General features: G+C 65.3%; 33 protein-coding genes. 20 read left to right on the top strand and 13 right to left on the bottom strand.

Annotated elements, in window-relative coordinates; all coding sequences use genetic code 11:
- The first annotated feature begins 258 nt into the window (after positions 1-258).
- Positions 259-1,113: a xanthine dehydrogenase gene (locus tag QW861_RS07375; RefSeq protein ID WP_315752826.1), complete on the top strand. Its 855-nt coding sequence runs from the start codon at positions 259-261 to the stop codon at positions 1,111-1,113.
- A 65-nt stretch (positions 1,114-1,178) separates the two neighbouring features.
- Complete coding sequence (locus QW861_RS07370; RefSeq protein ID WP_315752825.1) at positions 1,179-1,421, top strand: bacterioferritin-associated ferredoxin; 243 nt, start codon at positions 1,179-1,181, stop codon at positions 1,419-1,421.
- Between the two features lie 81 nt (positions 1,422-1,502).
- On the opposite strand, the gene QW861_RS07365 is transcribed toward QW861_RS07370, so the two are convergent.
- Positions 1,503-2,363 (bottom strand): SDR family oxidoreductase, encoded by an 861-nt coding sequence (locus QW861_RS07365; RefSeq protein WP_315752824.1) that lies wholly within the window; start codon positions 2,361-2,363, stop codon positions 1,503-1,505.
- Positions 2,364-2,498: 135 nt separating this feature from the next.
- On the opposite strand from QW861_RS07365, the gene QW861_RS07360 reads away from it, so the two are divergent.
- Positions 2,499-2,669, top strand: coding sequence for a hypothetical protein (locus tag QW861_RS07360; RefSeq protein ID WP_315713176.1), 171 nt, complete (start codon positions 2,499-2,501; stop codon positions 2,667-2,669).
- A 230-nt stretch (positions 2,670-2,899) separates the two neighbouring features.
- On the opposite strand, the gene QW861_RS07355 is transcribed toward QW861_RS07360, so the two are convergent.
- The 4 genes from QW861_RS07355 to QW861_RS07340 all read right to left on the bottom strand — a co-directional run bounded on the left by QW861_RS07355 (position 2,900) and on the right by QW861_RS07340 (position 5,213).
- Entirely contained in the window at positions 2,900-3,055 is a 156-nt protein-coding gene (locus QW861_RS07355; RefSeq protein WP_315752823.1) for a hypothetical protein, read from the bottom strand.
- Positions 3,056-3,080: 25 nt separating this feature from the next.
- Complete coding sequence (locus tag QW861_RS07350) at positions 3,081-3,269, bottom strand: DUF2934 domain-containing protein (RefSeq protein WP_315713177.1); 189 nt, start codon at positions 3,267-3,269, stop codon at positions 3,081-3,083.
- A 137-nt stretch (positions 3,270-3,406) separates the two neighbouring features.
- Positions 3,407-3,763 (bottom strand): hypothetical protein, encoded by a 357-nt coding sequence (locus QW861_RS07345; protein WP_315752822.1) that lies wholly within the window; start codon positions 3,761-3,763, stop codon positions 3,407-3,409.
- Positions 3,764-3,866: 103 nt separating this feature from the next.
- Positions 3,867-5,213: an ATP-binding protein gene (locus QW861_RS07340; RefSeq protein WP_315752821.1), complete on the bottom strand. Its 1,347-nt coding sequence runs from the start codon at positions 5,211-5,213 to the stop codon at positions 3,867-3,869.
- A 154-nt stretch (positions 5,214-5,367) separates the two neighbouring features.
- On the opposite strand from QW861_RS07340, the gene QW861_RS07335 reads away from it, so the two are divergent.
- Both QW861_RS07335 and fghA read left to right on the top strand, forming a co-directional pair.
- Positions 5,368-5,988, top strand: a complete 621-nt coding sequence (locus tag QW861_RS07335) for a response regulator transcription factor (RefSeq protein WP_315713180.1) — start codon at positions 5,368-5,370, stop codon at positions 5,986-5,988.
- Positions 5,989-6,073: 85 nt separating this feature from the next.
- Positions 6,074-6,919, top strand: a complete 846-nt coding sequence (gene fghA, locus QW861_RS07330) for an S-formylglutathione hydrolase (protein WP_315752820.1) — start codon at positions 6,074-6,076, stop codon at positions 6,917-6,919.
- Between the two features lie 649 nt (positions 6,920-7,568).
- On the opposite strand, the gene QW861_RS07325 is transcribed toward fghA, so the two are convergent.
- Positions 7,569-8,048, bottom strand: coding sequence for a DUF3280 domain-containing protein (locus QW861_RS07325; protein WP_315752900.1), 480 nt, complete (start codon positions 8,046-8,048; stop codon positions 7,569-7,571).
- A gap of 142 nt (positions 8,049-8,190) precedes the next feature.
- Here QW861_RS07325 and QW861_RS07320 point away from each other — a divergent pair, with 142 nt between their 5' ends.
- The 5 genes from QW861_RS07320 (at position 8,191) to QW861_RS07300 (ending at position 12,761) form a co-directional block, all read left to right on the top strand.
- Positions 8,191-9,399 (top strand): ABC transporter substrate-binding protein, encoded by a 1,209-nt coding sequence (locus QW861_RS07320; protein ID WP_315752819.1) that lies wholly within the window; start codon positions 8,191-8,193, stop codon positions 9,397-9,399.
- Between the two features lie 158 nt (positions 9,400-9,557).
- A complete protein-coding gene (locus tag QW861_RS07315; RefSeq protein WP_315752818.1) occupies positions 9,558-10,490 on the top strand; it encodes a YVTN family beta-propeller repeat protein in 933 nt (310 codons plus the stop codon).
- Positions 10,487-11,302 carry an ABC transporter ATP-binding protein gene (locus QW861_RS07310; protein ID WP_315752817.1) on the top strand — a complete coding sequence of 272 codons (816 nt, stop codon included), beginning with the start codon at positions 10,487-10,489 and terminating at the stop codon, positions 11,300-11,302. Before QW861_RS07315 ends, QW861_RS07310 begins: the two co-directional genes overlap by 4 nt.
- Complete coding sequence (locus QW861_RS07305) at positions 11,299-12,153, top strand: ABC transporter permease (RefSeq protein WP_315825186.1); 855 nt, start codon at positions 11,299-11,301, stop codon at positions 12,151-12,153. The genes QW861_RS07310 and QW861_RS07305 overlap by 4 nt, the downstream gene beginning before the upstream one ends.
- Entirely contained in the window at positions 12,150-12,761 is a 612-nt protein-coding gene (locus QW861_RS07300; RefSeq protein WP_315752815.1) for a hypothetical protein, read from the top strand. The genes QW861_RS07305 and QW861_RS07300 overlap by 4 nt, the downstream gene beginning before the upstream one ends.
- A gap of 32 nt (positions 12,762-12,793) precedes the next feature.
- Here the strand turns inward: QW861_RS07300 and QW861_RS07295 are convergent, their stop codons facing one another.
- Together QW861_RS07295 and QW861_RS07290 are read right to left on the bottom strand one after the other, a co-directional pair.
- Positions 12,794-13,354: a PQQ-dependent catabolism-associated CXXCW motif protein gene (locus QW861_RS07295; protein WP_315752814.1), complete on the bottom strand. Its 561-nt coding sequence runs from the start codon at positions 13,352-13,354 to the stop codon at positions 12,794-12,796.
- Positions 13,351-14,226, bottom strand: a complete 876-nt coding sequence (locus tag QW861_RS07290) for a substrate-binding domain-containing protein (RefSeq protein WP_315752813.1) — start codon at positions 14,224-14,226, stop codon at positions 13,351-13,353. The genes QW861_RS07295 and QW861_RS07290 overlap by 4 nt, the downstream gene beginning before the upstream one ends.
- Before the next feature lie 161 nt (positions 14,227-14,387).
- Here QW861_RS07290 and QW861_RS07285 point away from each other — a divergent pair, with 161 nt between their 5' ends.
- Both QW861_RS07285 and QW861_RS07280 read left to right on the top strand, forming a co-directional pair.
- Positions 14,388-15,314, top strand: a complete 927-nt coding sequence (locus QW861_RS07285) for a quinoprotein relay system zinc metallohydrolase 2 (protein ID WP_315752812.1) — start codon at positions 14,388-14,390, stop codon at positions 15,312-15,314.
- A gap of 56 nt (positions 15,315-15,370) precedes the next feature.
- Positions 15,371-16,192 carry a quinoprotein dehydrogenase-associated SoxYZ-like carrier gene (locus QW861_RS07280; protein WP_315752811.1) on the top strand — a complete coding sequence of 274 codons (822 nt, stop codon included), beginning with the start codon at positions 15,371-15,373 and terminating at the stop codon, positions 16,190-16,192.
- A 20-nt stretch (positions 16,193-16,212) separates the two neighbouring features.
- On the opposite strand, the gene QW861_RS07275 is transcribed toward QW861_RS07280, so the two are convergent.
- The gene (locus tag QW861_RS07275; protein ID WP_315713197.1) at positions 16,213-16,572 is read right to left on the bottom strand and encodes a hypothetical protein; all 360 of its coding nucleotides are present in this window, start codon (positions 16,570-16,572) and stop codon (positions 16,213-16,215) included.
- 86 nt (positions 16,573-16,658) lie between these two features.
- Here QW861_RS07275 and QW861_RS07270 point away from each other — a divergent pair, with 86 nt between their 5' ends.
- The 4 genes from QW861_RS07270 to QW861_RS07255 are packed head-to-tail and all read left to right on the top strand — an operon-like array spanning position 16,659 to position 19,460.
- Positions 16,659-17,639 carry an ABC transporter substrate-binding protein gene (locus QW861_RS07270; RefSeq protein ID WP_315752810.1) on the top strand — a complete coding sequence of 327 codons (981 nt, stop codon included), beginning with the start codon at positions 16,659-16,661 and terminating at the stop codon, positions 17,637-17,639.
- Positions 17,639-18,376, top strand: a complete 738-nt coding sequence (locus QW861_RS07265) for an ABC transporter permease (protein WP_315741273.1) — start codon at positions 17,639-17,641, stop codon at positions 18,374-18,376. The genes QW861_RS07270 and QW861_RS07265 overlap by 1 nt, the downstream gene beginning before the upstream one ends.
- Positions 18,366-19,076, top strand: a complete 711-nt coding sequence (locus QW861_RS07260; RefSeq protein ID WP_316192882.1) for an ABC transporter ATP-binding protein — start codon at positions 18,366-18,368, stop codon at positions 19,074-19,076. The genes QW861_RS07265 and QW861_RS07260 overlap by 11 nt, the downstream gene beginning before the upstream one ends.
- 36 nt (positions 19,077-19,112) lie before the next feature.
- Positions 19,113-19,460, top strand: a complete 348-nt coding sequence (locus tag QW861_RS07255; RefSeq protein ID WP_315825193.1) for a hypothetical protein — start codon at positions 19,113-19,115, stop codon at positions 19,458-19,460.
- A 30-nt stretch (positions 19,461-19,490) separates the two neighbouring features.
- Here QW861_RS07255 and QW861_RS07250 read toward each other — a convergent pair whose 3' ends face one another.
- Positions 19,491-19,703 carry a hypothetical protein gene (locus QW861_RS07250; RefSeq protein ID WP_315713207.1) on the bottom strand — a complete coding sequence of 71 codons (213 nt, stop codon included), beginning with the start codon at positions 19,701-19,703 and terminating at the stop codon, positions 19,491-19,493.
- 214 nt (positions 19,704-19,917) lie between these two features.
- Here QW861_RS07250 and QW861_RS07245 point away from each other — a divergent pair, with 214 nt between their 5' ends.
- Entirely contained in the window at positions 19,918-20,226 is a 309-nt protein-coding gene (locus QW861_RS07245) for an EthD family reductase (RefSeq protein WP_315713209.1), read from the top strand.
- A 168-nt stretch (positions 20,227-20,394) separates the two neighbouring features.
- Here the strand turns inward: QW861_RS07245 and pqqA are convergent, their stop codons facing one another.
- Together pqqA and QW861_RS07235 are read right to left on the bottom strand one after the other, a co-directional pair.
- Positions 20,395-20,475, bottom strand: coding sequence for a pyrroloquinoline quinone precursor peptide PqqA (gene pqqA, locus QW861_RS07240; protein ID WP_009031067.1), 81 nt, complete (start codon positions 20,473-20,475; stop codon positions 20,395-20,397).
- Positions 20,476-20,692: 217 nt separating this feature from the next.
- On the bottom strand, positions 20,693-21,085 hold the full coding sequence (locus QW861_RS07235; protein WP_316192881.1) for a hypothetical protein: 393 nt from the start codon (positions 21,083-21,085) through the stop codon (positions 20,693-20,695).
- A 262-nt stretch (positions 21,086-21,347) separates the two neighbouring features.
- On the opposite strand from QW861_RS07235, the gene QW861_RS07230 reads away from it, so the two are divergent.
- From QW861_RS07230 to QW861_RS07220, 3 genes are read left to right on the top strand one after another with little or no spacing between them, the layout of a single operon-like run.
- Positions 21,348-23,012 (top strand): methanol/ethanol family PQQ-dependent dehydrogenase, encoded by a 1,665-nt coding sequence (locus tag QW861_RS07230; RefSeq protein ID WP_315713213.1) that lies wholly within the window; start codon positions 21,348-21,350, stop codon positions 23,010-23,012.
- Positions 23,013-23,037: 25 nt separating this feature from the next.
- Positions 23,038-23,379, top strand: coding sequence for a cytochrome c (locus QW861_RS07225; protein WP_315810551.1), 342 nt, complete (start codon positions 23,038-23,040; stop codon positions 23,377-23,379).
- Positions 23,379-24,314, top strand: a complete 936-nt coding sequence (locus QW861_RS07220; protein ID WP_316166045.1) for a transporter substrate-binding domain-containing protein — start codon at positions 23,379-23,381, stop codon at positions 24,312-24,314. Before QW861_RS07225 ends, QW861_RS07220 begins: the two co-directional genes overlap by 1 nt.
- Positions 24,315-24,334: 20 nt before the next feature.
- Here QW861_RS07220 and QW861_RS07215 read toward each other — a convergent pair whose 3' ends face one another.
- Entirely contained in the window at positions 24,335-25,282 is a 948-nt protein-coding gene (locus QW861_RS07215; RefSeq protein ID WP_315713217.1) for a helix-turn-helix domain-containing protein, read from the bottom strand.
- Positions 25,283-25,573 lie beyond the last annotated feature (291 nt).

The raw sequence follows: 25,573 nt of genomic DNA, 5'->3' as shown, positions 1-25,573 counted from the left end.
GTGCAGATTCCGGGCCAGCGAAAACGGCGGGCAAAGCAGCTTTTCCTGTCGGGTTCGCGACAGATTGGCGGGTTCTGGACACATCCAGCGTCGGCTTTTGTGCCGCGTCCTTTGCAGGACCTTCACAGAGCGATCGTTTTCAGAACGATGCCTGATGGTCCAACTCTTGCTCGACGGATCTGATCATTCGAACTGGAAGACCGCTTGTCAGTCGCACGACCGACAGCCACGAGACGCCAACACCGTATGGACCAGGACATGGGGACGAATGCAGTGCGCTTCGCCGTGGTCCTCGGGACCAACGATGTCGCGTCGGCGATCGGCGTGCATCTGCATCGTGCGGGCTTCTGCGTGGTGCTGTCGCATGATCCCAATCCGCCGGTCATGCGCCGTAAGATGGCGTTTCACGACGCCCTGTTCGGCGACACGGTCCGCATCGAGAACGTGACGGGCGAGCGCATCGAGAGCACGATGGAGGTGTTCAAGGCGCTCGGCAATCCCCGGCACGTCCTTGTCACTCCACTCGGGTTGCTCGATCTCCTGCCGGTCCGTACCATCGACGTCCTGATCGACGCGCGGATGCAGCGGCGCGCGGTGACCCCGAATTTGCGCGGCATGACGCGGCTCTCGATCGGCATCGGTCCGGGCTTCTCGCCATCAGCCAATTGCGATATCGCAATCGAGACTCGGCCGGGCCGGCTCGGCCAGATCGTGCGCGAGGGCTGGACGCTGGCAACGGATGACGTCGGCGCGCTCGTCGGTGTCGAGCGCCTGGTGCATTCGCCGCATGAGGGCCGATGGCATACCCCGATCGAGATCGGCACGCGCATCTACAAGGGCTTCGTGATCGGCCATCTCTCCGGCGCACCGGTCACGGCCCCCTATGACGGCATCCTGCGCGGCATCGTCCGCGACGGCAGCGACGTGCCGGCCGGCGTCGCGCTCGCCGAGATCGATTCCCGCGGCCGTCATGCGCAGTGGACCGGGATCGATGCGCAGGGACAGGCGCTCGCCCAGGCGACGTTGGCCGCAATACGGCTGCATGCCGCGAACCGCATCGGGACGACCGCAAGCGTGCCCGCGCATCAGGTCGCTTCGAACGATTCTGACTAGCCCGCGCCGTGCGCGCCGACCTTGGCATCCCGGTTGCTTATCGTTTGCAGGAGCGAGCAACAGCCATGATCATCTGTTCCTGCAACGTCATCAGCGACACGGCCATTCGCGACATCGTCACGGCGGCCGACATCGTCTTCGGCTCGCCGGCGCAAGTGTATGATTGTCTCGGCTGCACGGTCCAATGCGGCCTCTGCTCGCGCTCGGTGAAGCGGATTCTCGACGAGCGACAGGGTGATACGGCCGCTGCGGCGGTGTGGCCGGTGCAGGCCGAGCCCGCGCCGTGCGCGATGATGTCCGCCGCGTAGCACCGGCATGCGTATGACGTGCCGACGCACGGACTTGTCGGATGTCGGACAAATGCGACAGCAGACGATGTGCACTGGTCCTCAGATGACCGGCTTGCCGCCGGTGACGGCGACCGTCGTCCCCGACGTGTAGCTCGACAGGGGATCGGCGAGCATCACATAGGCGGTGGCCAGCTCGGCCGGCTGGCCGGGGCGCTTCATCGGCACCTGCTGGCCGAACGTCTTCACCTTTTCCTCCGGCATGGTCGAGGGGATCAATGGCGTCCAGATCGGACCAGGCGCCACCGCGTTGGCGCGGATGCCCTTATCGGCCAGCATCTGGGCGAGACCCGCGGTGAAGTTCTGGATCGCGCCCTTGGTGGTGGCGTAGGCGAGCAGCGTCGGATTGGGCATGTCGGAATTGACCGAGGCCGTGTTGACGATCGCGCTCCCCGGCTTCATGTGCGGCACGGCCGCCTTGGCGAGATAGAACGTCGCATGGATGTTGGTGCGGAACGTCATCTCCCATTCTTCGTCCGAGATGTCGCCGATGTCGCTGAACGTCGCCTGATGGGCGGCGTTGTTGACGAGAATGTCGATGCCACCGAGCTCATCGACGGCGCGCCGGATGATGGCCCTGCAATGCGCGGGGTCCTGGATGTCGCCGGGCATCAGCACCGCCTTGCGGCCCTCCTTCTCGACCAGCGCTTTCACCTCCCTGGCATCATCGTGCTCCTGCAGGTAGGCGATCAGGATGTCGGCGCCCTCGCGCGCATAGGCGATCGCGACCGCACGGCCGATGCCGCTGTCGCCGCCGGTGATGACGGCCTTCTTGCCGGTCAGTTTTCCCGAGCCCTTGTAGCTGGCCTCGCCATGGTCGGGCCGCGGCTGCATCGCCGCGGTCGTTCCCGGCATGGCCTGTGACTGCGGCGGAAACGGCGGTTTGGGATGATGATCGGACATCTTGATCTCCTGCAGGTTGCTGCAGCTTCAATCGCAGCGCCGGGGCGGCGTTCCTGCCGCCGCGGCGCGCGGATCGCGCGGAACGTGAGCACACCGCGCGCATTGCCCTGATGCGAACAGCGAGAGGATCAGGCGATGGCAAAAGACCTCCCCATCAACGGACGCGAGCCCGACCGCTCGGAGGACGACATCCAGCGCGATCAGCTCGGCCCGCGCGGCGTGCCGGGCGCGAAGGATCCGGCGAAGATGACGCCGCAGCGCGACAAGAAGACGCCGGATGATGTCGATCCGGGTCACACCGCGTGACGGCACGGGTCCCCGTCAACGGAGAGACGCCTTCATCTCGGCGTTGTTCATCTCATCCTTGCTGAGGCGATACGGGCCATGGTCCCGGCTGCGGCCGCCCCCTCCCTCCTTCCCTTGAAGGGCAGAGAGAGGCAGCGCTGCGGCCCGCAACGACGGCCGGGTTGAACGAGGCCTTCCTCAACACTCCTGGAGTTCATCGATCGCGCGAGAGCGGCGCATCTCCGCCCACCTCAATGCGTTTTGCTCTCGCCCCACTTCTCGAGGTCCTTCGCCGCTTCCGAGCGCTGCTCCTTCTCGGGTTTCTCGGCCCAGGGCTTGTCGGTCTGCTTCATCGAGCCCCAGTCGCTGTCCTGGCGCGGATCGTCCTTCGGCGTTTCCTTGCTCATCAGTTCGTCCTTTTTCTGCTCGCACTCACCCCGGCAGGATCGTCGGCGGCGGCGCCGTCGCCTCGTCGTGAAGCTCGCTCATCTCGCCGATCTCACGCTCGGCCTGATACCAGAACTCATCCTCGCGGCCGTCGGGCCGGCCGGCCTGCTCCCAGAGCTGGTGAGCGCGCCTGCGAATCCTCTCCTGAAGTTCAGTGTCGCTGGTCCGGTCCATGGTTCTCCCTCGCATGCGGCTGCCTCGGTGGCATGACCTTGCGTGGCAATCATCCGAACGAGACGAAGTTCCAAGGCACGGCGCGCACGGGCGATCCGCCGCAGCGGCGCGGCGAGAGAACGCGGCGCACCGCCTCTTCAGCTCAGATTGCCCGGCATGAAGCAGCGGATGGAAGTGCCGAGTGATCCCTTGATCGGCCACACCATGGTGCGCCCGGCACGGTTGGGCTCCGTGATGACCGCATCGTCCGGCACGACGATCCATTGACCGTCGAGCCGCACCCGGTAATGCGTGCCTTCGAGGTCCCAATCCGGATCGGACACCGCGAAGCCGTCGGCGTCCGAGCAGCACGGGCCGCGACCACTCTTGAGGCTGTCGAACCAGCCCTTGAGCGGCGAGTCGGCGTAGCGGCCGTCGTCACGCGCGACGGCATTGTGGAACGACAGCGCGGCCAGCAGGGCTGCGCCGCTCAGCACAGGCAAGGTTCTGGACATCTGATCACCGCGAGCTGCCGGCGCGTGCTCCGGATTGCGGCTCACGCCCCTTGCAAGTAGCTCGTTGAATGCGCCGTCCGATCGTTGGTTCCTAGCCCACGGCTCACGCTGCATCCGCCGGCACCATGGCCTCGATCGTGACGCCCGTGCCGGTAGAAGCCACCGTCAGCGTGCCGCCGAGCGCCAGCAGCCGCTCGCGCATGCCGGTGAGGCCGAATCCGAGCTTGTGCTCCGGGCTGAACCCGCGGCCGTCGTCGCGGACGCGCACCCGCGTGTAGCTGCGGCGATGACCGGCCGTCGTCTGCTGCAGCGGCTCGATGGTGACGTCGACCGTGGTGGCCTCGGCGTGGCGGAACACGTTGGTCAGCGCTTCCTGCACCACCCGATAGATCGTCAGCTCCGCCGTCTCATTGCTGCGCACGACCGTGTCGGTGAACCTGGTCTCGATCGCGACCTCGGGCCGCGACTCCCGCCACAGCCGCACCAACGCGCCGAGCGCTTCGCGCAGGCCCAGCTCGGCGAGACCCACGGGCCGCAGCCGCTCGAGGATGCGGCGGTTGAACTGCTGCACGGCGTTGACCTGGTCGAGGATCGCCTGGCCGTGCCGGCGCATCGCCGCGACGTCGAGCGTCGCAGCGTCCGGCAATCGCATCAGCGCGCTGGCATGGGCGCGCAGCGCGAACAGATGCGGCCCGAACTCGTCGTGCAGCTCGCGCGCGATCTCCTTGCGCTCGTGGTCCTGCAGCGACACCGTGCGCTCGGCCAGGCGGCGCTTCTCCTCCACCGCCTCACCGAGCGCGCCGGCGAGATGGTTGAGCTTGGCGCAGAGCGCCGCGAGCTCGGGCGCGCCGCCCGGCTTGACGCGGGTATCGTAGGCGCCGGCCTCGATCTGGCTCATCGCGTCCGACAGATCCGAAAGCGGCGCCAGCGCGCGACCGACCACGAGCATGGTGATCGCAAACAGCGCCAGCCCGACCAGCGAGCCGACGACGAGCTGGGTGACGATGCCGTCCCAGATTTCCGCGATCTCGTCGTCGGGGTGCGACGTGATCACCAGCGTTTCGCTCCGCCCCGCGACGATGACCGGCATGCTCACCGAGGTCTTGTCGGGATGCACCAGTGCGATGAACCATGCCGGCGCCGCGCGGCCGACGCCCGGAGAGGGCGGGGTCTGCACCGGCATGCCCTGCCGTCTCACGCTGACGTGACGAAGCTGTCGGAGATCGCCGACGATCCGATCGAGGCGCGCGCTCGGATCCGGCGCGTCGTTGACCTCGTCCATGATGGTCTCGACAAAGGCCCGCGTCAGGCGGATGACGCTCTGGTCCTCCGCCAGCACGCGCGGCGCCGCCTCCAGCACGAGACGGCCGATGTTGATGGCGAGGCCCAGCGTCAGCAGCAGCGCCAGCAGCACGTTGATGCGGGTCCGCAACGACCAATTCTGCCACATTCTCTCCGCCTCACGGCCACCGTGTTTCATACGCACTCACATTGACAGACAAATCCGCCGGCGATCTAATTGCAACATCATGCAATATCGCGCAGCATGCATCCATGATGCATCGCAACAATGACGCGAGTTGGAAGTCCGGGACCCCAAGGCCATGCGCGTACTGATCGTCGATGACCATCCCATTGTGGCATCAGGCTGCCGGGCCCTGCTCTCGACCGATCCGGACCTCGAGCTGCTCGAAGCCGCCGATGCCGAGAGCGGCGAAGCCAGCTTCATCGCGCGCCGGCCGGACGTCTGCGTCGTCGACATCAACCTGCCGACCGTCTCCGGCTTCGAGCTCGCGCGGCGCATCCTCGCCCACGATGCCAATGCCCGGTTGATCATGTTCAGCATGAACGACGATCCGGTGTTCGCCGCGCGCGCCATCGACATCGGCGCCAAGGGCTACGTCTCGAAGAGCGGCGATCCGAACGATCTCGCCGAGGCGATCCGCGAGGTCGCCCGCGGCGGCAGCTATCTGCCGCCTGCGATCGCGCGCAGCATCGCCTTCGCGGGCGCCGCGGTTGCGCAGAGCCCGCTGGCGAAACTGACCTCGCGGGAGCTCGAGATCCTTCGCCTGCTCAGCGCCGGCAAGAGCCTGTCGGAGATTGCCTGGCTGATCCACTCGTCCTACAAGACCGTCGCCAACACCTCCTCGATCATCCGCCAGAAGCTCGGCGTGCGAACATCCGGCGAGTTGGTGCGTTTGGCGATCGAGAACGGCGTCGCTTGACTCGTCCCGATTGAACGACGCAGCCTGACACGCGTTGGCGGCACGCGCGCCAGCGGCCCGACATCATTGCCGAACAGGTGATCCCATGACCCTCACGACCGTCTCCCAGAACAAGTCCCATGGCGGCGTCCAGGGCGTCTACCGCCACGCCAGCCAGGAGACCAAGACCGAGATGACGTTCTCGGTGTTCGTGCCGCCGCATGCCGACGGCGCGAAGCTGCCGGTCGTCTGGTATCTCTCCGGCCTGACCTGCACCCACGCCAACGTCACCGAGAAGGGCGAGTTTCGTGCCGCCTGCGCCGAGCTCGGCCTGGTCTTCGTGGCGCCCGACACCTCGCCGCGCGGCGACGGCGTGCCGGGCGATCCCAACAATGCCTATGATTTCGGCCTCGGTGCCGGCTTCTATGTCGACGCGACCGAGGCGCCGTTCGCGAAGAACTACCGGATGTGGAGCTACGTCACCGAGGAGCTGCCGAGCGTGGTCGCGGCGAACTTCCCGGTCGATCCGCGCCGCCAGTCGGTGATGGGCCACTCGATGGGCGGCCATGGCGCGCTCACGGTGGCGCTGCGCAACCCGGACCGCTACCGCGCGGCCAGCGCGTTCTCGCCGATCGTCGCGCCCTCGCAGGTGCCGTGGGGCGAGAAGGCCTTGGGCGGCTATCTCGGCGCCGACAAGGCGGCGTGGCGCAAGCACGACGCGGTGGCGCTGATCGAGGACGGCGCGCGCGTCTCCGACCTGCTGGTCGATGTCGGCACCGCCGATCAGTTCCTGACCCAGCAGTTGCGCCCGGAGCTGCTCAAGGCGGCCTGCGACAAGGCCCACATCCCGCTGCTGCTGCGCAAGCAGGAGGGCTACGACCACAGCTACTACTTCATCTCGACCTATATGGCCGATCATCTGCGCTGGCACGCGGCGCGGCTCGCACGCTGATATCAGCCGCGGACGTGATTTGCCCGACGGGTGCGATGACGCGCCCGTCGAGGCGTTCTTGTCGTGCCCGGCGCCCGGATTCCACGTGCGCGACGACGGGGATTTCGCTCGGCGCCACAAGGCGATCCCAGTGTCCAGCCCGGCGGCAACAAAAATTTCACTTTCGTTTTTCCGGAAATCGTGATTGTCTAGCGCCATCCCGCCTCGTCGAGAGGGCGTATCGCGGTCGTCACGAACGTGGAGGTGGGATGCGGTGGACGCCGGCGGCGCGCAGCATGCTCAGGGCATCACATGCCCCGTGAGAGCGTGCGGACGAACGCGTCACGGCGTACGGCCAAGTCGCGTGGTCCTGGCATCCCGATGCCGATGCCTCCGCGGCGGCGCGCTCACAGCGCGTCGTCGCGCACGGTGACCAGAACGCCCGGCGCACCGGGGAGAACGCGAAGCAACCGTTAAGACCATCCGCGCAGGGAGGGCCGGGATGTCCCAGCCGAACCTGTGGTACCTGCCGCCTGCATTTCTTGTCGCAGGCGGGCCATGGGGGCGGCAGGCTCCCGGCCTTCCCTGCGCCTCTTGTTTTCCAAGGGGCGACCGGCACGCAAAGCTCGGGCGTCATTCGCCGCGAGAATGCACCGTCATATCTCGTCAGCTACTGCGCCTGCGGCGCGCCGTAGTTCGGCGCCAGCAGGCGGTTGCGGACGAGCCAAGCCATGGTGCGCGTCCAGGATTCGTCGGTGTTGCCGCGCATATCCGCAGTCATCGCCGCGACCGGCTTGCCGGTATGAACGTCGCGCAGATAGATGTTCATGTTGAGGATGAGATTGGAGACCTTCTGCACCGTCCCGGTGATGGCGAGATCGGCGCCGATGTCGCCCGCGAGCTTGACGTCGCAGCCGCCGCAAGCCTGCAGATTGCTGTGGTGCGCCGCATCGTTGACGGGAGCGATGTCGAGCACGCGAAAACGTCCGGAGTCCTGCAGCGCCGCGCGCAGTTGCTCGGCCGCATGCGCCAGCCTGTTCTGCTCGTCCTGGCGCGGGCCCTGCACCTCGCCCTGCAGGCTGGTGTCGATCAGCTCGAAGTCGAACACCGCCACCTTGGTCGGCTCGGCATGCACTGATGTCGCAGACATCAGGATCAGGAACGCGGGGAGAACGGCAGGTTTCAAGGTCGTGATCCGAAATGACGCGACAGCGGCCAAAAGTGGGGTTGAAAGCTAGGCCAATTCGTTCATCTTGCAAGGCGAAACCTCGCCGGACAAGGACGAGGGAACAATGGGAGGACGTGTGGTCCTGGGAGTTCTGGCCCGATCTCTGATGGGCGCGATCGGCCTCATCGCCGCCGCAACCGCCGCCAGCGCGGCGGATCCGGTCGACATCGCGATCGGCTATCTCGGCCGCGCGAGCTTGCCGCAGACCTTGTCGCCGCTCGACCAGCCTGCGGCCGATGATGGCGTGGCCGGCGCGAAGCTCGCGATCGAGGACAACAACACCACCGGCAAGTTCCTCAACCAGCGCTTCACTTTGATCGACCGCCGCGTCAAGGATGACGAGGACGCCGCGCAGGCCGCCAATGAGCTCGCCGGCAAGACGGGATTCGTCCTCGTGGACCTGCCGGCGGATGCGGTGCTGAAGGCCGCAGATGCGTTGCGGGGCCGCGGCGTCACCTTGCTCAATGTCGGCGCCACCGACGACCGCCTGCGTGAGCAGGACTGCCGCGCCAACGTCATCCATGTCGCACCGACGCGCTCGATGCTGGCCGACGGCCTGGCGCAATATCTGGTCTGGAAGCAGTGGAAGCGCTGGCTGCTCGTCACCGGCTCGCACGACAGCGACAGACTGTTCGCCGACGCGCTGCGCCGCGCCGCCACCCGCTTCGGCGCCAAGATCGTCGAGGAGCGGACCTTCGAGGACACCGGCGGCGCGCGCCGCACCGACAGCGGCGTGACCTTGATCCAGCGCCAGATGCCGGTGTTCACGCAGAAGGCGCCGGCCTATGACGTGCTGGTCACCGCCGACGAGAGCGAGGTGTTCGCCAACTATCTGCCCTACCGCACCTGGGATCCGCGCCCCGTCGCGGGCTCCGCCGGCCTGCGGCCGACGAGCTGGGATCCGGCGCAGGACCAGTGGGGGGCGACGCAGTTGCAGAACCGCTTCATGAAGCTCGCCTCGCGCCGCATGGACGCCTTGGACATGCAGGCCTGGATGGCCGTGCGCATGGTCGGCGAGGCCGCCTCGCGCACCAACTCCGGCGACGCCAAGACGATGGCCGACTACCTCAAGGGCCCGAACTTCACCATCGCCGCCTTCAAGGGCACCCGCCTCTCCCTGCGCGACTGGAACCTGCAATTGCGCCAGCCGATCCTTCTGGCCGACGGCCGCATGATCGTCTCGGTCTCGCCGCAGGAGGGCTTTCTGCACCAGGTCTCCGAACTCGACACGCTCGGCGTCGACCGCCCCGAAACCAAGTGCAAGCTGCAATGATGTCGGATCGAACCATGCTGATGAGAATGCCTAGTCCGATATGCCGGGCCGACATGCGTGCTGGTGTGGAGCCTTCCGCACACGCGCGTCCCGAAGGGCGATCGCAGCTTTGCAAGCGCTTCGGCACAGCAGTCAGCCTGCTCATCGCCGCACTCGTCATGGCCCATGCAGCCTCCGCCTCCGCCTACGTCGCCTTCGTCTCCAACGAGAAGGGCAACACCGTCTCCGTCATCGACACCGACACCTGGACGGTCACCAAGACCATCAAGGTCGGCCAGCGGCCGCGCGGGATCGCGTTCACGCGCGACGGCAAGTTCGTGATGGTGGCAGTCGGCGACGACGACACCATCCAGGTGATCGATGCCAAGAAGATGGAGGTGGTGGATACCCTGCCCTCCGGCCCCGATCCCGAATTGTTCGCGCAGGACGCCGCCGGCAAGACGCTCTATGTCGCCAACGAGAACGACAACACGGTCACGGTGCTCGACCTCGAGAAGCGCGTCCGCATCGGCGACGTCCAGGTCGGCGTCGAGCCGGAGGGCATGATGCTCAGTCCGGACGGCAAGATCCTGATCTGCACCTCCGAAACCACCAACATGGCGCATTTCATCGACACGGCGACCCGCAAGATCGTCGCCAACGTGCTGGTCGATGCGCGGCCGCGCTTTGCCGAGTTCAAGAGCGACGGCTCGGAGCTGTGGGTCTCGGCCGAGATTGGCGGCACCGTCTCGATCATCGACCCCGCCAAGCGCGAGGTCACCGGCAAGATCAAGTTCGCCGTGCCCGGCCTGCGCAGCGAGGCGATCCAGCCGGTCGGAATCGCCCTGACCAAGGACGGCAAGACCGGCTTCGTCGCGCTCGGCCCCGCCAATCGCGTCGCCATCGTCGACGGCACCACCCACGAGGTGAAGAAATATCTCCTGGTCGGCCAGCGCGTCTGGCACATGGAGTTCACGCCGGATGAGAAATATCTTCTGGTCACCAACGGCGTCTCCAACGATGTCTCGGTGATCGATGTCGCCGCGCAGAAGGTGATCAAGACCATCCAGGTCGGCGAGCTGCCCTGGGGCATCACGATTGCACAGCCATGACGACGCAGAACGCACCCGCTCTCGACGCCACAGGCGCCACCCCGCAGCCGGCCTCCGACCAGGTGCCGGCGCTGTCGGTCGCCGGCGTCAGCCATTCCTACGGTGCGCGCAAGGCGCTCAACGACGTCAGCTTCGCCGTCCAGCCTGCGAGCTTCACCGCCCTGCTCGGTCTCAACGGCGCCGGCAAGAGCACGCTGTTCTCGCTCATCACCCGGCTGTTCGCAGTGCAGACCGGCCAGATCGGCATTTTCGGCCATGACATCGGCCGCACGCCGGGCGAGGCGCTGCGGCTGCTCGGCGTCGTGTTCCAGCCGCGCACGCTCGACCTCGATCTGTCGCTGACGCAGAACCTGCTCTACCACGCCGCGCTGCACGGCATCTCGCGCCGCGAGGCCCGCGCGCGCAGCGAGGAGCTGCTGGCGCGCATCGGCCTCGCCGACCGCGCCGGCAGCAAGGTGCGCGACCTCTCCGGCGGCCAGATGCGCCGGCTGGAGATTGCTCGCGCCCTGCTGCACCGGCCGCGCCTCCTGCTGCTCGACGAGGCCACCGTCGGCCTCGACGTCAAGGCCCGCGCCGACATCGTCGGCCATGTCCGTCAGCTCGTCGCCGAGCAGGGCATCGGCGTGCTCTGGGCGACGCATCTGTTCGACGAGATCGCCGCGACCGATGATCTCGTCGTGCTGCATCAGGGCCGCGTGCTGGCGCGCGGGCCCGTCCCGCAGGTCATCGCCGAGGCCGGTGCGACCGACGTCAACGCGGCGTTCGCGCGGCTGACGACCCAGGCCAGTCCGGCGCGGAGCTCCGAGCCATGACCGTCACCACCGTGCACGCGCCCACACCCACACGCAGCGGCTTTTCGGCCGGCGAATACATCACCTGCCTCACCGGCATCGTCTGGCGCGAGGGCCTGCGCTTCCTGCATCAGCGCGAGCGCTTCGTCTCGGCGCTGGTACGGCCGCTGGTCTGGCTGTTCATCTTCGCCGCCGGCTTCCGCCAGGTGCTGGGCATCTCGATCATCCCGCCCTACGAGACCTATATCCCCTACGAGGTCTATATCGCGCCCGGCCTGATGGCGATGATCCAGTTGTTCAACGGCATGCAGTCGTCGCTGTCGATGGTCTACGACCGCGAGATGGGCAACATGCGCACCTTGCTGGTGAGCCCGCTGCCGCGCGGCTATCTGCTGTTCTGCAAGCTGCTCGCCGGCACCGCCGTCTCGGTGCTGCAGGTCTATGCGTTTCTCGCCATCGCCTGGTTCTGGGACATCACCCCGCCGCCGATGGGCTATCTGACGGTGCTGCCGGCGCTGATCCTGTCCGGCCTGATGCTCGGCGCGCTGGGCATGCTGATCTCCTCCGGCATCAAGCAGCTCGAGAATTTCGCCGGCGTCATGAACTTCGTGATCTTTCCGATGTTCTTCGCCTCATCGGCGCTCTACCCGCTCTGGCGGGTCGAGGAAGGCAGTCCCTGGCTGGCTTATCTCTGCGAAGCCAATCCCTTCACCCACGCGGTCGAGCTCATCCGCTTCGCGCTATATGGCAAGCTGAACTGGGTTTCGCTCGCGGTGGTCGGCGGCTGCACCGCCGTCTTCATGATCGGCGCGATCCTGGCCTACGATCCGTCGCGGGGGTTTGTCAGGCGCGGTCCCGGAGGCGAGGCATGAGGTTCAGAACGACACTGGCGGCCGTCGCCATCGCTGCGTCGGCAGGTGCTGCGCAGGCCGCCGATCCGCGCTATCCGGATTGGCCCTGCCCGCAGGCCAAGGTGCCGGAGATCTCGATCGCCGCCGTGTGGTCCGGCCCGCCGATCGACGATGTCGGCGCGAGCTGGAAGGACGATGCGAAGGTGGCCGAGCTCGTCGCCAAGCTTGCCGCGCGCCGTATCCCGCTGGAGCAGGCCCAGAAGGACGTCGCCGATTTCCTCACCGGTACGGCCGAGGAGAAGATACGCAAGGGCAAGCTGCTGTTCGCCGGGCTGTTCGACACGCTGAACGCGCAGCGGACATCGGTGATGAACGGCCTCGAGCGCGTCATGCGCAAGCAGCGCGAGGCCGTCGACAAGGTGCGCGGCGACACCATCGCGCTGCAGGAGATGCACAGCGGCCCCAACCCGGATCAGGCCAAGGTCGAGGAGATGACCAACCAGTTGAACTGGGAGACGCGCATCTTCGAGGACCGGCGTCGCGTGATGAAGTTCGTCTGCGAGGTCCCGACCGCGATCGACCAGCGCCTGTTCGCCCTAGCGCGCGAGATCCAGCAGGACATGGAGTAGCTGATTTGATGCGCTACCGCCGCCCTCTCCGCTCACTCCTCAGGCCGCGGCTCGGGCTGCGTCTGCTGCAGCGGCAGGTCGGCGCGGCTCCAGGCGTCGGTCCCGTCCGGATACCACGCGACGTTGCGGTAGCCATAGGTCAGCGCGCGCTTGGCGGCATTCCACGACATCCAGCAATCCTCGAGGCAGTAGAACACGAGCAGACGACTCAAATCGCCCTCGGAAGCGCGGGCAAGGCCGCGCTTCAGATAGTCCTCGGTCTGGGGCGCCAGCACCCCGTAGCCGGTGTCGGGCAGCCAGATGCTGCCGGGAATGTCCAGGCGCGGCTGCTCGCGCCACACCGTCCCGGCCGGCAGGTTCTTCGGCTTGGGCGGCCGCGGCAACACATCGACGAAGACGGCGGACTTCGCGCGCCAGATCGCCTCGGTCTCCCGCGTCGACAGCACGCGCGCTCCGCTCAGGGTCGTCGGCACCGGCGCGCGATAGTTCTCGGTGCGATAGCTGTCCGGCTCCGGCACGAGATCATCGGCCCGCACCGCCGCGGCGATCAGCAGCACGCCTGCCAATGCCGCAGCGCTGAGCCGACCGATCATGGCTTCGCCGCAGCCTCGGCGGTGATCAGATGATTGCTCTCGTCCAGCAGCGGCACCCCGAAATCGAGCAGGATCTTGTTGATCTCCCCCTGGTTCTCCTGGATCAGCTTGTTGAGCTGACGGCGCCAGTTCTGGTCCGCGCCACGGACACCCATGGCGATGCGATAGATCAGCTTCGGCCCGCTGGTCTCCTTCACCAGCGGCGTGACATGCAGTTGCGGGCTCGCCTGCTTGGCATAGTAGCCGGCCATCGGCCCCCACAGCACGCCGGCATCGATCTCGCCGGACTTCAGATCGTTGATCATCGCCTCTGCCGAGGAATCGACGCGGGTGTCGATCATCAGCGGATAGGGCTTTGCGGTCGGCATCAGCCCGGCCAGCGCCATATTGGTTGCCGGCGGCGTGCCCGCCACGATGCCGATGTGCCTGCCCTTGAGCTTGGCATCCTCCAGCGTCGTCACATCGGCAAGATCGGAGCCCGGCTTGGTCACGATCGCATAGGCCGTCCGGTAATAGGGACTGGTGCTCTGCACCAGGTCGTCCCCTTGGGGAAAGCCCATGATCACGTCGCAACGGTGCGAGCCGAGCGTCATGCGCACGAATCCGGTGGCCTGCGGGAAGAACGTGTAGTCCACCTTCTTCTGCAGCTTGGCGGCAAAGAGCTCGGCCAGCTTGTTCTCGAAGCCGTCGCCCTTCTCGTTCGAGAACGGCAGGTTGCGCGGATCGGCGCAGACCCTGAGCACCTTGGGATCGACCAGCTCGATCGACAGGTCCAGGCCATCATTGCTCTGCGCGAAAGCGGCGGCCGGTCCGAGCAGAGTGAGCCCCGCGGCAACGGCCAGCGAGCAGGCAAGGTTGTGACGCTTCGTCATCCGTATTTTCATCCCTATCGAACGCATCGTGGTATTTTTGAAAATGCTAGGCCGCCGGCCGCTCCGGTGCAACAGCCGCCGTCATCGCGAAGAGTTGACCCATTGCTGCACCGCAACGTCCATCGCCTGACGCACACCTCTCACGCGAGCAAGGCAAGCCGATGGTGAGACAACTGATCATCGCGATCACCGCCTGGGGGGCGCTGGCGCTCGGCAGCGCCGCTCTTGCCATGCCGCCGGAACTCGAGGTCAGCGAGATCGCGCCCGGCGTGTTCGTTCACATCGGCCAGACCGCGCTGATGAACGCGGCGAACGAGGGCGCCATCGCCAATGTCGGTTTCATCGTTGGCAACGACGCGGTCGCCGTGATCGACACCGGCGGCAGCGTCCGCGAAGGCCGCGCGCTGCTGGCAGCGATCCGCGCCCGTACCGCCAAGCCCGTGCGCTACGTCATCAACACTCACGCCCATCCGGATCACGCATTCGGCAACGCGGCATTCGAGGGCGACGGCACGCGCTTCGTCGGCGCCAAGAACCTGCCGCGCGCGCTTGCAATGCGCGGACCGCACTACATCGAGGCGTTCCGGCGCCTGATGGGCGCCGAGCTGATCGACGAGGTCCGTCTCGTCCCCCCGTCGATCCTCGTGGACGACGAGATGATGCTCGACCTCGGCGGCCGTACCCTCACGCTCAAGGCCTGGAGTACCGCTCATAGCGACTGCGACCTGTCCGCCTATGATGACCGCAGCCGGACCTTGTTCGCCGGCGATCTCGTATTCCTGCGTCACATCCCGGTGATGGATGGCAGCCTGCGCGGCTGGATCGCCGACATGGCCGCGCTCGCGACCATCCCGGCCGAGCGCGTCGTTCCCGGCCATGGCCCTGTCAGCCCGTGGCCACTGGCGCTCAGTGACGAGCGTCGCTACCTCGATACATTGGCCCACGACGTTCGCGGGCTGATCAAGGCAGGCAGGCCGATCGCGGACGCCGCTGGGGCCGCGGGATCGGAGCGCGGCAAATGGGAGCTGTTCGACGACTACAATGCCCGCAACGCAACGGCGGCATTCTCGGAAATGGAATGGGAATGAGGGCGGCAACGCGCTATGATTGTTAATTCACCCGACTGCCCGAGGAGGATTGCGCCATGATCCGGCTCCACCTGCCGTCCACCCTGCTTCTCGGGGCCTGCCTCGCGTTTGCGTTCGCACCTGCGAAGGCCGCTGATGGTTACGATCCCTGGCCGGGACTGGTCCAGGACATCTTCAACAACAAGGCGATGCAGGACGGCACCAATGTGCTGTCGATCGAGATGCCGACGCGCGCCGAGGATGCCTCGGTCGTTCCGGTCACCCTGCGCAGCAAGCTGTCGCCCGCCGACGAGCGCCGTATCAAGACCATCACGCTGGTGATCGACCAGAATCCCGCGCCGATGGCGGCCAAGTTCACGCTTGGCGCGGACGCCAATGTGACCGCGATCTCGACGCGGGTCCGCGTCAACAACTACACGGATGTGCATGCCGTGGCCGAGCTGACGGATGGTCAGCTCTATGTGGTCAAGACCTTCGTCAAGGCGTCCGGAGGCTGCTCGGCGCCGGCGGCGAAGAATCCGGACGAGGCCAAGGCGCGCATCGGCCAGATGCGCTACCGGCAGTTCACGCAAAGCAGCGACGGCGCCACGAGCGGCATCCGCGAAGCGCAGGTCATGGTCGGGCATCCCAACAATTCCGGGCTCCAGATGGATCAGGTGACGCAGCTCTACATTCCGGCCTTCTTCATCGACCGGCTGACACTGTCGCAGAACGGCAGTCTGGTGCTGTCGGTCGAAGGCGGCATCTCGATCTCTGAGGATCCCAACATCCGCTTCACCTACGTGTCGAACGGTGCCAAGCAATTCCATGCGGAGGCGAAGGATACGCAGGGCCACGTGTTCGAGCACGATTGGCCGGCCGACGGTTCAGGAACTTGATGCGGCAGAGCGGCAGCGCTTCAGAAGCATCTCACTTCGGCTTCGGCCTGCGCCCGGCGGAGATCGTTCAGCGCGTTGGCGGCCTGCTCGGACGTGCGGAACTGGGTGCCGAGATTGCTGTGCACCTGGGACATGCTGAGGACGGTCTCGGCCGTGACGTAGCGCTCATAGGGAATGATCGAAGCGATCACGTCGATCGAGCAGGAGCACTGCGCGATCGCCTCCCTGGTCTCGCCATTCGCCTTCATGCAGCCGAACACATATTCGGCCCGCGCCGAGGTCGGATAGTCGTTGAGCTCCTCGGCACGAGCCGGCCCGCACAGCGCAATCGTGGCAATGAGAGTGGCGACAATCGGTCCTACCGGAACAGCACTACGCATCACAGTCCTCCGCGGCATCGCAGCCGAAGCTATGCTAAGGGAATGAGGCTGAAAAGAACACCTCTCGAGGAAATGCAGACGGGCTCATGACGCAGATCGGTCGTTTGTTGATGGCGATTGTCGCCTGCGCCCTGCTGCCGGTCACGGCATGCTGCGCCGCCGAGACCGTCAAGGTTGCGGTGCAAAAGACCGGCACCTTCGCCTGGGAGCTGGCCGTGATCCGCGCCCGCCAGCTCGACAAGCAGGCGGATATCGCGATCGATGCGGTCGAGCTCGCGAGCCCGGAGGCCGGCAAGATCGCGCTGCGGGCCGGCAACGCCGACATCATGGTGTCGGACTGGCTATGGGTGTCGCGCGAGCGTGCGCTCGGCGCCAAGCTCACCTTCTATCCCTATTCGAGCGCGCTCGGCGCCGTGATGGTGCCGGCGACCTCACCGATCAAGACGCTTGCCGATCTGAAGGGACGCAAGCTCGCGGTGGCCGGCGGCCCGCTCGACAAGAGCTGGCTGCTGCTGCAGGCCACGCTCAAGCGCGACGGCGTCGATCTGAAATCGCAGGCGACGATCACCTACGGCGCGCCGCCGCTGCTGGCCGCCAAGCTGGCCGACGGCGAGATGGATGCGGGCTTGAACTACTGGAATTTCTGCGCGGCGCTGGAAGCCAAGGGCTTCCGCCGGCTTGCCGGCGTCGAGGACCTGCTGCCGCCGTTCGGCGCCAAGGGCCGCACCGCGATGATCGGCTATGTCTTCGACGAGGACTGGGCCGCCAAGCATCGCGATCTCGTCGCACGCTTCCTAACCGTCACGGCCAAGGCCAAGGAGATCCTGGCGACTTCCGACGCCGACTGGCAAACGATCGCCCCGCTGACCGGCGCACAGGACGACGCCACCTTGCGCGTCTATCGCGACCGCTATCGCGAAGGTATTCCGCGCCGGCCGGTGGCCGAGGAAGAGGCCGACGCCCGCGTTCTCTACGGCGTGCTCGCCTCGATCGGCGGCCGCGATCTGGTCGGCCCCGCGGCTGAGCTCAGTCCCGGCACCTACTACAGGGCGGATGCGAGGGATTAGTGCTGCGGCTGTTGTCCTTTGCGCTTCTGCTCGCCACCTGGTGGATTGCCGCGGCTGTCGCCGGCAGCGCCAAGCTGCCATTGCCATCGGCCGTGCTCGCGGTTGCGGTGGCGGAAGCGCGGTCCGGCGCGCTGTTTCTGCATCTCGGCGCAACGCTCGCCCGCGTCGCCCTCGCTTTCACTCTGTCAATGGCACTCGGCTCGGCGATCGGCTTTCTGATGGGGCGCAGCCAGCTCGCCAACCGCCTCGGCGATCCCTGGCTGATCCTGCTGCTCAATCTGCCCGCGCTGGTGGTGATCGTGCTCGCCTATATCTGGGCTGGTCTCACCGAGGTCGCTGCGATCGCGGCGATCGCGATCAACAAGCTGCCGACCGCCGTCGTCACCTTGCGCGAAGGCGCCCGCGCGCTCGATCCATCGCTCGACGAGATGGCCAAGGTGTTTGCCTTTTCGCGCGGACGCATCCTCCGCCACGTCCTGCTGCCGCAGCTTGCGCCCTATATTGCGGCGGCCGCGCGCTCCGGCCTGTCATTGGTGTGGAAGATCGTGCTGGTCGCCGAGTTGCTCGGGAGGCCCAACGGCATCGGCTTCGAGATCGGCGTCGCCTTCCAGCTGTTCGACATTCCGCTGCTGCTCGCCTACTCGCTCAGCTTTGCCGCCGTGGTGCTGGTGATCGAGGCCGTTATCGTCCAGCCGTTCGAGCAGCGTGCATCGAGGTGGCGGCTCCGTGCGGCTTGAGGTCGATATCAGGTCGAAGAGCTACACCAGCGCCAATGGCAAGCGCCAGGAGGTGATTGCGGGCATTGCCTTTGCGCTGCAGCGGGGCGAGGTCGGCGTCGTCGTCGGCCCGTCCGGCTGCGGCAAGAGCACGATGCTGCGGATTCTCGCCGGTCTGGACAGCGACTATCAGGGCCATGTATCGCGGCCCGAGGGAGCCCGGCTGGCAATGGTGTTCCAGGAGCCGCGGCTGCTGCCGTGGCGATCCGTCGAGGCCAACGTCCGGCTGGCAGCGCCCGGTGTCGCCGAGGACAGGCTGGCCGCCATCTTCGGCGTGCTCGAGCTCGAGGGACATCGCAGCCATTTTCCGGGCGAGTTATCGCTCGGCCTCGCCCGCCGCGTCGCGCTGGCGCGCGCCTTTGCGGTCGAGCCGGATTTCCTGATTCTCGACGAGCCGCTGGCTTCGCTCGACGACGCGCTCGCCGCGCGGCTGCGCGAGGAGATCGCGACGCTCGTGGCCTCGCGCCCCATGATCACGCTGCTGGTCACGCACAGCATGGACGACGCGGCACGGCTCGGCGACCGGATCTTCCTGCTGTCCTCACGCCCTGCCCGCCTGCTTCATTCAGTCCCGATCGACATGCCGCGCGCGCAGCGCAACAACGACGTGGTCGCGGCAATCAAGGCCGATGTGGCGCGACTGGATTTTTCCGTGTCATAGTCATGGCAACGGACATCGGACCCCAGGGAAAACGCCATGAGACGCGCATCCGCCGTGACGGCGATCATTCTGTTCGGCATCCCGCTCGCGGCCGCCGCACAAAGCAAGGGCATTCGGCTCTGGAATCTGACCACCGCAACGATGACCGGCTTTCAGCTCTCGCCGGCCGGCCAGAACAATTGGGGACCGAATCAGACGCTGAACGACAAGGACAAGGAGCTCGATCACGACGAACGGCTGAAGCTCACCGGAGTCGAGCCTGGGCGCTACGACGCCAAGGTGAGCTATGCCGGCGAGCGGCAGTGCATTGTTCGCGGCCTCGAGATCAAGGCCGACGCCGTGGTTTCGGTCGCCGACAAGGACCTCGAGGAGTGCACGAAGTAAGCAGCCAGCGTGCCGACGGCCAAGCCGGCCTCAGGCCTTGTCGTTGCTGTGGGGATATTCGCAGCGCCATCGCACTGCAGTCCATTTCGGGTGCTCGCCGATCCACTGGGCGATGTAGGGCGGCGCCTTCATCGCGCATTGCTGCAGCGAGGCGCCGCCATCCGCGAAAACGAGATGCTGCTCCTCGCAGGTGGCCGGAGACAGGACTGCGCAAACGGTGATGACGAGATCGATGGAGCTCATGGCTCGTTGTCCTTCGATAAGCCTGAAACAGCTTATCTGAAACTACGACATCCGGCTGCATCAGTTTCTCCTCGCGCAACAAATTATGCAGCGGAACCAAGGCTGGAACGACTATCCCTGGGCGAAGCCGCCCCTGACGCTTGATCCGAACCGGCAGATCGGCTGCAATGGAAGCGGTCGATCGACCTCAAAAGAGCGAATGCGGAGGAAGCAGATGCCCAAGGTTCTCGTACTCTACAAGACCCCCAAGAGCGCCGAGGCGTTCGACAAACACTATATGAACGTCCACGTGCCGCTGGCGAAGAAGATTCCCGGTCTGAAGAGCTACGATATCAGCCGGGGCCCGGTGAATGGGCCGGCGGGAGCCACCAACATCCACCTCGTTGCCACCCTGATATTCGATTCGATGCAGGCGCTGCAGGCGGGAATGGGCTCTGCCGAAGGCAAGGCGGCGGCGGGCGATCTGCCCAACTTCGCCGATGGCGGCGTCGACCTGTATATCTTCGACACGCAGGACGTTTGATCCTTGGACGGTCCTCAGGCCGTCACCAATGTTCGGCGGCGTGCCCGTCATTTCCGATCGGCCGAGAGGCCGGTCGCCGGGACGATCTCGCGGATCGTCTATCGAATGGATCCGCCAAGCCAGTCAGAAGCGAATTGCGCTCCTCGTGGCTTGGCAGATCGCTACGCGTTACTTGCGCGCAGCACAGGCGTACATGTTGATTTCCATGCCAACCGGCACTTCGACGATCTTCGGTGTCTTCCAGGCCATTTCAACCTCCCAAGTTCGACTATCATTGACTGGCGCATTGCTCGCGCCAACATCGAAGCTAGGACCGCATCGGGGGGAACGCAAGGCTCCACAACCGTGGAGCATTTCCCCAGCAGTTGTCGATCGATGGAACGAAACAAAATCCAGCCGCCTGGCTGGACGCCGTTCCGCCTCAATCCTCGTAGGACGCTCCCCCTGAGCGGGACGGCATCTTCGCTCACGCACCGCCCGGCTGCACGTAGCAGAACACATACCGATTGCGGCTCAGGAAGATGATGCCGTGCCCCGTCGGATTTCCCCTGTCCCACTTTAGCTTGTGATCGGGGACCTCGATCTCGGTACCGACATCGATATGCGGACGGCCACGCGGCTCATCGGGACGGTCATCGGTAATGATGACATAGGTCTTGCCGTCGCGGACATGGATCTCATCGGCAAAGTAGGCGTCAGCCTCACCGCAGCACGATGCCGTCGGCACGTCGGGCTGCATCAGCGCCTCGTACCATTGACGCAATGCCGGATCGACCGCTCCCCACTGACCGAGATCACGCGCACTCGCACTCACCCCAAGGCAACAAAGCATGCCGAGCCAAAGGATGGTTCGTCTCATCCGCCTACTCCTCTGTTATCCCGGCATGATGCGGCGAAGCAATGTTTGTGCCGCAACGCAACATCGGAGCGGTGCGATCATGCCGACCCAGATCAGCGAGCAGAGACAACGGATCGGCTGCTCTGTCCCGATCGAACGAGGACGGCTTCCCGATGCGCAAAGGGCGGTTGCCACCTTTTCGTATTGACGGTTCCCGATTTCGAGCGGAGTGTTGTTCCCGCAGCGTCAGGATAGGCGCGCGTAAAAATCTCGGAGGAAATGAATGAAGCGGATCGCGCTGGCCGCAGGCCTCGCTATTCTTGCATCACATGGTGCAAGCGCGCAGAGCGCCGATCAGTTGGTCAAGGGTGCAACTGATACGGCGAACGTTCTCAACTACGGCATGGGCTACAATCTGCAGCGGTTCAGCCCGCTCACCCAGATCAACAAGGACAACGCCAAGAACCTGGTGCCGGTCTGGAACTACAGTTTCGCCGATGACCGCAGTGAGGAGTCGCAGCCGCTGGTGTACCAGGGCGTGCTCTACGTCACGACCCACAATGCGACGATGGCCGTCGACGCCAAGACCGGCAAGCAGATCTGGAAAAGCAAGATCGACTATCCCGCCGAGACGCCGCGCGTGGTCTGTTGCGGCATCATCAATCGCGGCGCCGCGCTGTACGACGGCAAGGTGTTCCGGACCACGCTCGATGCCAACGTGATTGCGCTCGATGCCAAGACCGGCAAGGAACTGTGGCGTCAGAAGGCCGCTGACATCAAGGAAGGCTACTCGATGACCGTCGCGCCGCTGGTCGCCGACGGCGTCGTGTTGACTGGCATCTCCGGCGCCGAGTTCGGCACCCGCGGCTTCATCGATGGTTGGGATCCGGCGACGGGTAAGCATTTGTGGCGCACACACACGGTCCCAAGCCCGGATGAACCCGGCGGCGACACCTGGAAGGGCGACACCTGGAAGCTGGGCGGCGGCTCGACCTGGATCACCGGCTCCTACGATCCCGAGCAGAACACCGTATTCTGGGGCGTCGGTAATCCCGGACCGTTCAACGCGGCGGTGCGCCCGGGCGACAACCTCTACACCTGCTCAGTGCTCGCGCTCGATCCGAAGACCGGCAAGATGAAGTGGCACTTCCAGTTCTCGCCGAACAATCCGTTCGACTACGACGCGGTCGCGGAGATGGTGCTCGCCGACATGAACGTCGAGGGTAAGCAGACCAAGGTGCTGATGAACGCCAACCGCAATGGCTTCTTCTATGTGCTCGATCGCACCAATGGGAAGCTGCTCGCGGCCAACCCCTATGTGAAGGTGAACTGGGCCTCCAGCATCGACCTGAAGACGGGCAAGCCGGTCGAGACCGATGTGACGCGCGATGCCCGCGAGGGCAAGAAGGTCACGGTCTATCCGTCGATTCTCGGCGGCAAGAACTGGGAGCCGATGTCGTTCAATCCGCAAACCGGGTTGGCCTACGCCAACACGCTCGTGTTCGGCGGCCACTACAAGACCGAGCCTGCGACCTACAAGGCCGGCGAGTGGTACCTGGGCATGGACCTGACGGATCTGTGGGATTGGCCGGAAGGGCCGCGCGGTCAGCTCAAGGCCATCGATCCGATGACCGGCAAGACCAAGTGGGAGCAGCCGAGCGACATCCCGCGCTTCTCCGGCGTGTTGTCCACGGCAGGCGGCGTGGTGTTCTCGGGCAAGCTGACCGGCGAGTTCGAGGCTTTCGACGCCGACAGCGGCAAGAAACTGTGGCAGTTCCAGACCGGCTCCGGCATCGAAGGCCAGCCCGTCACCTGGCAGCAGGATGGCGTGCAGTATGTCGCCGTCACCTCAGGCTACGGCGGCGTCTACTCACTGTTCTCCGGTGACGAGCGCCTCGCCAACGTTCCGGCAGGCGGCTCGCTGTGGGTCTTCGCGGTCAAGAACTGAGTGCGGATTGCCCGTGAGACAGAACATGTTCATGAAAGCGGCGGCGGCCTTCGCCGCCGTCGTGGCGATGTCGGCCGTCCTGTCGACGGCTGCCCTCGCCCAACAACAAGATGGCAGCGCCGCACATAGCCAGGTGGACCTCGGCAAGACGACGTTCGCTCAGAAGTGCTCGCACTGCCACGGCCCCAACATGGTGAACTCCGGCACGGTGACGCCCGACCTGCGTCGGTTTCCCGATGACCAGCCTCGTTTCGTCACCACGGTGAAGCAGGGCAAGAACGGTCGCATGCCGCCCTGGGGCGACATTCTCAGCGATGACGAGATCACCGCGCTGTGGGCCTATGTCTCGAGCCGGAGAGCGCAGTGATGCGCCATCTCTGCCGTTGGCTGACTGCCTTGATGATCTCGACAGTGTCGTCAGCCGCCTTAGCCGCTGACGACGTGCTGCGCATCTGCCTTGACGAAAATCTTCCGCCGCTCTCGGTCCATCATCGTGGCAAGCCCGGCAACGGTTTCGACGTCCTGCTCGGTCAGGCGATCGCCGACCGCCTTGGCAGAAAGCTCGAGATCCAGTGGTACGAAAGCAAATTGGACGAAGATTCCAGTCCACCGCTGGAGGCGAACGCACTGCTCTCGGACGGACGCTGTTCGCTGCTCGGCAGCTATGCGTTCACCCAGGACGGATTGGTCGCGCCCGGCGTCAAGACGGCCAAGCTGCCGGACTTCGATGGCGCCACCCGCGACGACCGCCGCCGCCGCGTTCCGCTCGGCACGCTGATGCCGAGCAAGCCGTACATGTTCTCAACACTGACCGTCGTTCTCGGACCTTCCGCGAAACAGCGCCCGATTACCGACATCGGCGATCTGGCAGGGCTGCGGCTGGCAATCGAGAGCGGCACGTTGGCGGATGCAATCCTGATGACGTTCGACAAGGGACGGCTGATCGACGACATCACGCATTTGATTCCCACGCGGGATGATCTGCTCGGGGCGCTCGAACAGGGCAAGTTCGACGCGACCCTGCTCGATGGCAGACGTTTCGATGCGTATCGGGCGGCTCATCCCGACACCAGGCTCGGCGGGTCGGGCTACAGCTATCCGATCGGCGTGAACCGCGGTTATGTCGGGCTGACCAGTTCGGCCGAACTCATCGCATCGGTCGACAAGGCCTTGACGGAACTCGACGCCTCCGGGGCCCTGGCGAATCTCGGTCGGTCCGCCGGACTGACCTATCTTCCACCGCGCGAGCCGGTGATTCTCGGTGATGCATTCCAGAGGATCATCCGGAGCGGCGCACGCTAGCGCGGCTACCTCACGACCGCTCAGCGGGCCGCAGTCTTATGAACCGACGACGGCACGACGCCGAAATATTTGCGGAAGACACGGCTGAAGTGCGACGAACTCGAAAAACCCCACGAGAACGCGACATCAGTGATGGTCTTGCCGCTCTGCGTCTCCAGCTCCTGCCGGCAATGCTGAAGCCGGGCCCGCCAAATGTAGTCGCTGACCGTCATGCCACGATCGCTGAACACCATGTGAAGATAGCGCTTGGTGCACCCCAGAGCCGCCGAAATCTGATCGATGCACAGATCGGGATCGCGCAGATGCTCGCGGATGAAGGCTTGAGCGCGGATATAGACCGCCTCGGGTCCCGCCCGATCCAGCATTCGATCGGCTTCACGCAGCGGCAAGAGCAACAGATCAATCAGCGATTCGGCGACGCTGACGGCCGAGTTGGGCGAAAGCCGGGTCGCCTCATCGAACGCGGCATGGGTGACGTCATGCGCAATCCGACCAGTCCCGCTCCGCGCAGACAGCTTATATGCAGGCATCTTTTCCGACCGGAAGCCGCGCTCCTGCAGTAGCTCCTTGGGCACGATCACGACGTCATGGCGGGTCAGCGCGGGGCTGATGATGGTGTGCGGTAACGAGACGTCATAGGCGAGGCAATCGCCCGGGCCGATCTCGATCTGGCGGCCATCCTGCTCGAAATAGGACGTTCCATAGGTCTGGAACAAGATCTTGATGTAGGGATGTGCGGCCTTTTGCGCACGCGCATAGGTATGCGCAATACGGTGCTGGCTGGCCTCGATCTGGCAGAGCTTCAGGCGCGACACCGTCGTGAAATTGATGCGCCCCTCGAATGAGGCGCCCTCCAGCGGATCGACATCGAAACGTCCGCACAGGTCGGTCAGTGCATCTGACCAACGCTGGATCTGGCTCTTCGGTGAGAACCCCGAAGTATTAAGCGAGCGGATCGTGTCGGACATGTTTCATCCACCGATTCATGATCGAAACGCAACGGGTCCGCCGCCGGACGGCGAGCGAGACTGTAGCAAGATTGCTCCCATTTTAAGGCCGCGGCTTTCGCGGCGCACTTCGTTCCATAACTTCCCCCGGATGATCCTCCGCCTTCGTCTCTGTAAGGTCAAGGGAAACGTCAACCTTCGGTGGAACCGCGGTGCTGCAAATTGATGCTCCGCAGCAAGAATGGCGCTCATGTTGCGGACCAGCAAAGCAAAATCTCCTTCAAAAACTTCTATTCGCTTCACTCTTGAGCA

Origin of the sequence: Bradyrhizobium sp. SZCCHNRI1029 (assembly GCF_032487555.1) — a bacterium.
Taxonomy (GTDB): domain Bacteria; phylum Pseudomonadota; class Alphaproteobacteria; order Rhizobiales; family Xanthobacteraceae; genus Bradyrhizobium.
The sequence above is the reverse complement of the archived record's forward strand: the minus strand, read 5'-3'. Positions and strand labels throughout refer to the sequence as shown.